Annotated in this window: 4 protein-coding genes and 1 riboswitch; of the genes, 1 reads left to right on the top strand and 3 read right to left on the bottom strand. The window is 75.6% G+C overall.

Annotation, left to right across the window (positions count from 1 at the left end):
• Positions 1 to 107 precede the first annotated feature (107 nt).
• The 3 genes from ACI8AA_RS23910 to ACI8AA_RS23900 all read right to left on the bottom strand — a co-directional run bounded on the left by ACI8AA_RS23910 (position 108) and on the right by ACI8AA_RS23900 (position 2,644).
• On the bottom strand, positions 108 to 1,628 hold the full coding sequence (locus ACI8AA_RS23910) for an amino acid permease (protein WP_457046865.1): 1,521 nt from the start codon (positions 1,626 to 1,628) through the stop codon (positions 108 to 110).
• Between the two features lie 137 nt (positions 1,629 to 1,765).
• Positions 1,766 to 2,173, bottom strand: coding sequence for a PASTA domain-containing protein (locus ACI8AA_RS23905; RefSeq protein WP_457046864.1), 408 nt, complete (start codon positions 2,171 to 2,173; stop codon positions 1,766 to 1,768).
• A 315-nt stretch (positions 2,174 to 2,488) separates the two neighbouring features.
• The gene (locus tag ACI8AA_RS23900) at positions 2,489 to 2,644 is read right to left on the bottom strand and encodes a hypothetical protein (RefSeq protein WP_457046863.1); all 156 of its coding nucleotides are present in this window, start codon (positions 2,642 to 2,644) and stop codon (positions 2,489 to 2,491) included.
• Between the two features lie 376 nt (positions 2,645 to 3,020).
• Positions 3,021 to 3,154, top strand: a riboswitch (cyclic di-AMP (ydaO/yuaA leader).
• A gap of 12 nt (positions 3,155 to 3,166) precedes the next feature.
• Between ACI8AA_RS23900 and ACI8AA_RS23895 the strand changes: the two genes are divergently transcribed.
• A complete protein-coding gene (locus ACI8AA_RS23895; RefSeq protein ID WP_457046862.1) occupies positions 3,167 to 3,679 on the top strand; it encodes a C40 family peptidase in 513 nt (170 codons plus the stop codon).
• Positions 3,680 to 3,797: the final 118 nt, after the last annotated feature.

The following is a 3,797-nucleotide window of genomic DNA, read 5'->3' as shown; positions in this document are numbered from 1 at the left end:
CCCCCCCCCCCCCCCCCCCCCCCCCCCCCCCCCCCCCCCCCCCCCCCCCCCCCCCCCCCCCCCCCCCCCCCCCCCCCCCCCCCCCCCCCCCCCCCCCGTGGGCGGGGTCAGGCGGTCGGCGTCCAGTCCGGTGCGGGCAGGTCGGCCGGCTCCTCCCCGGCCGGGCCGGCGTGCAGGCCGCCGGTCAGCGCGTACTCCTCCTCCGGGGAGAGGACGAGGCGGTGCCGGCCGACGAGCGCGAACGCGGCCAGGCCGAGGGCGAACACGACGGCGATGGCGACGATCGCCGGCCGGTAGTCGGGGTTGAGGACGACGCCGACGAAGACCAGCGCCGCGACCAGCCCGGCGAACACCGCGCCCGGGACGCCGTAGGGGCTGCGGTAGGGCCGGACCGCGTTCGGGAAGCGGCGGCGCAGCAGCACGAACGACACCATCTGCAGGACGTAGGCGACGACCGCGCCCCAGACGGCGATGTTGAGGACGACCGACCCCGCCGTCTCCCCGCCGAACTGGACCACCAGCAGGGCCGCGAACCCGACGACCGCGCCGACCAGCAGCGCCGCCCACGGCGTCCTCCGGGTGCCGGTGAGCGAGAGGACCTTCGGGTAGTAGCCGGCCCGCGACAGCGAGTAGATGTTGCGGCCGTAGGCGTACATGATCCCCTGCAGCGAGGCGAGCAGGCCCAGCAGCGCGAACGCGCTGAGCACCGCGGCGACGTCGGCGTCCGGGAGGACCGCGCGGAACCCGTCGAGCAGCGGCTCGCCGGAGGTGCCGATGGCCGCCGCGCCGGTGACCGCCGGGTTGAGGACGACGACCACCGCGCCGCTGGCGACCAGGGTGAGCATCCCCCACAGGCCGGCGCGCGGGATGTCGCGGGCGGGGTCGTGGGACTCCTCGGCGGCCAGCGGCAGCTCCTCGATGCCGAGGAACAGCCACATGGCGAACGGCATCGCGAGGACGACGGCCCACCAGCCGTGCGGCAGGAACGTCGAGTTGCCGGGGTCGGGCTCGACGTCGAACAGGCTGCCGAGGTCGACGCTGCCGGAGAGGACCGCGGTGAGCGCGAACCCGGCGATCACCGCGAGGCTGGCGACGGCGACGACCAGGGCGAACCGGAACGAGATCTCGGCGCCCGCGATGTTCAGCGCGAGGAAGACGCCGTAGAGGAGGACCCACCACACCCAGGCGGGCAGGGAGAGGCCGAACAGGGCGTCGGTGATGCCGTCGGCGTACTGGCCGGAGAAGTAGACGACGACGCCCGTCGTCGCGACGTACTCGATCGTCTCCGCGAGGCCGGTGACGAACCCGCCCCACGGGCCCATCGCCGAGCGGGCGAAGGAGTAGGCGCCGCCGGTGTGCGGCATGGCCGCCGACATCTCGCTGATGCTGGCGACCATCGCGAGGTACATGGCGGTGACGACCACGCAGGCGAGCGCGAAGCCGCCCCAGCCGGCGCCGTCGATGCCGAGGTTCCAGCCGGAGAAGTCGCCGCTGACGACGGCGGCCACGCCGAGGCCCCACAACCCCCAGACGCCGGCCGAGCGGGTCAGCCCGCGCTTGTCGAAGTAGCCGTCGTCGGCCTGGGCGTAGGTGACGCCGGAGGCGCCTCGGGTGGGACTGGTGGCCATCGGGTCTCCTCGGACCGGTGCGGGATGGCCGGGACGGTAGGGCGGGTGCGCGTCGTCCCCGTGGCGCCCGTGTTCCGATCCCGGGTCGTCGCCGACCCGGTGTCCCGGCCGCCCCGCAGGGCGGCCGGGACGACGGCTCAGGGGCAGAACTCCTCGACCTTCACGACGCCGAGGTCGATCGCGCCCTCGACGTCGCCGGTGACCCGCTGGCCGGCCGGGACGTTCTGGGTGCAGACCTTCCAGTTGGCGTCGAGCATCTGGTTGCGGGCGCCGAGCAGGTCGTGGGACACGCTGAGGAAGACGCCGCTGGTCTGGATGAGGTCCTGGGCGTCCTGCAGGGTCATGCCGACCACCGACGGCATGGCGAAGTCGACCACCGGCGCGGCGGGGGTGACCGGGGCCGGGGTGGTCGGGGCGCGGTGGTGGACGGGACCGGCGCGGGCGCCGGCGTCGACGCGGGCGCCGGCGCGGGTGCGGTGGCCGACGAACGCGTGGCCGAGGAGGTCGACGCGTCCGACGCCGCCGCGGCGTCGTCGCCCCCGCACCCGGAGACCAGGACGCCGACGGAGAGCAGGACCGGGACGGCGGCGAGCGGGCGGACGGCAGAGACGAGCTGGGTCATGGGGCACCCGAGTGGCTCGAGAGCGGTGCGCGCACCGGTCTCCCCACACCGGGGTTGCGACCCGGTGCCGCGAGAGGAACGCGAGGAGCCTCACACGGTCGCGTGCCGCCGTCCGGGAGATCCGGGACGGCTTCGTTGCGGAACGGTCACGGGACGCCCCGGTCGCCCCGCGGGCACCCCCGGACACACCGCGGCCCCCGTCCCGGGTGGGGACGGGGGTCGCGGTCGGGGGTGCGGGTCAGTGGGCCCGACCGGTCGGACCCTTCCCCTTCGCGTTCTTGGCCTGGAAGTCGCGGATGACCTGCTTGATCTTGGCCTGGTTCTGCGGCTTCTGGAGTTCCTGGACGACCTTGGCGGCGACGCCCGAGGCGATCAGCTTCCTCATCATGCCCATGGGGGCTCCCTCCCTCTCGACTGTTGCATCCGGTGCCCCGACAACGGGCGGCGCAACCGTCGCGATCCCGGGGCATTACCCCGATCCGGTCGTGGTGGGCCGTTGACGGGCTGTGCGGGCGCACCGCCGCGTCCTTTCTCGTCCGCCGCGGCGTGTCGCCCGGGGGGCCCCCTAGCGCGCGCGGCGGAGGTGCCGGCTCCCGCGCTGGTCGGCCGGGCGATTCGCATCCGCGGCCCGCGTCAAGTCCGGTGCTCGCGCTCGGGCGTGGCGGGGATGCGGTCCGGTTGAGCGCTGCAACACCCCTCCCTACCGTCGTCGCGGTCCGGCCGGGGCCCTCAGTCACTCCCGTGTGACACCCCGCCGGACACGCCGAACCTGGCGGCCGGCACCCAGCCGGCACCCGGGCCGGGGACCCACCTGAGCACTGGGGTGAAGCGCGCTGCGGCGCGCCGGGCGACTCCTCCGTCCGAACCCGTCAGCTAACCCGGTAGGCGGTCGCGGAGAACAGGAGAACCGTCGTCGATGACGACTGCACGCACGTCCACCGCCCGTCGCTCGTTCCGCGGCATCGCCGTCGCGGCCATCGCCGGAGCCGGCATCGCCCTCTCACCCCTCCCGGCGTCGGCCTCCACGGGCGGCGGGGGTACCGGGACGGTCGCCGCCGCACCGGCGCCCGCCCCCAACGGCGCCGCCCAGACCGCCGTCGACACCGCCCTCGCGCAGGTCGGTGACCGCTACGTCTACGGCGCCACCGGCCCCGACAGCTTCGACTGCTCGGGCCTGACCAGCTACTCCTACAAGGCGGCGGGGATCTCGATCCCGCGCACCTCGAAGGCCCAGTCGACGTTCGGCACCCCGGTGGCGAAGGCCGACCTCAAGCCGGGTGACCTGGTGTTCTTCTACAGCCCCGTGTCGCACGTGGGCATGTACATCGGCAACGGGCAGATGGTCCACGCCTCGACCGCCGGCAAGCCGGTGGCCGTGGTCGACCTCGACTCGATGCCGAGCTACTCGGGCGCCCGCCGCGTCGCCTGACGCACGGAGCGGGGGGGGGGGGGGGGGGGGGGGGGGGGGGGGGGGGGGGGCGGGCGCGCGGGGGGGGGGGGGGGGCGGGGGCCGGGCGGGGGCGCGCGGGCGGCGCCCGGGCGCCGCC

This window comes from Geodermatophilus sp. SYSU D01180, assembly GCF_054050415.1.
This window is presented reverse-complemented; position numbering and strand designations above follow the sequence as displayed.

Coding starts and splice junctions, on each gene's coding strand:
- ACI8AA_RS23910 (WP_457046865.1), bottom strand. CDS start 1,628: ATGGCCACCAGTCCCACCCGAGGCGCCTCCGGCGTCACCTACGCCCAG.
- ACI8AA_RS23900 (WP_457046863.1), bottom strand. CDS start 2,644: ATGGGCATGATGAGGAAGCTGATCGCCTCGGGCGTCGCCGCCAAGGTC.
- ACI8AA_RS23895 (WP_457046862.1), top strand. CDS start 3,167: ATGACGACTGCACGCACGTCCACCGCCCGTCGCTCGTTCCGCGGCATC.